Annotated in this window: 1 protein-coding gene; it reads left to right on the forward strand. The window is 36.8% G+C overall.

What is annotated here, in order from left to right; genetic code table 11:
• Window positions 1–415 (forward strand): transposase (locus HC175_RS16140; RefSeq protein ID WP_168139427.1); only part of this gene is annotated, 415 nt, incomplete at its 5' end.
• Window positions 416–650: the final 235 nt, after the last annotated feature.

Raw genomic sequence — 650 nt, forward strand, 5'->3', positions numbered from 1 at the left:
AATAATTGCCTGGTGTATAATGACTAATCACGTACACCTTATTTTTAGAAGTGTAAAGGGACAGCATCCATCGCTCCTTTTGGGAGATTTTAAACGTTTTACCAGTAAGGCATTGGTAAAAGCTATAGAGAATAACCCAAGAGAGAGCCGTAGAGAATTTCTCCTGGAGCAATTTAAAAAAGCTGCTGCAAAATCATCTAATGTAAAAGAGCATCAGTTCTGGAGACACGATAATAAGCCTATTGAATTGTGGAGCAATAAAGTTATTTGGGAAAAAATCAGCTATATTCACAATAATCCGGTAGAGGCGGGTTTGGTTTATAGAGCAGAAGACTATGTGTATAGCAGTGCTGCAGATTATGCAGATGAAAAAGGACTTTTGGAAGATGTTGTTGTATTTAGATATTACGGGTGAGAAAGGAAGTCGAACAACTAAAACAGAGTGGTGAAAGGAGAACGCGATGCAATCGCGCACCAGCGAGGGGCTTATCCGTAATGAACGGAAACGGCGATCCACAACAAACAGATTTTAATTTTTATGTTCCAAAGAAAATTTATGATCATTGGAGAAAATTCAATTTAAATAAAAGTGAAGCCTTAAATTTAAAAGAAAGATTCTTTTCTAAGATTTTTGTCTTTAACCGAGCCCA

The organism is Salinimicrobium oceani (assembly GCF_012037645.1).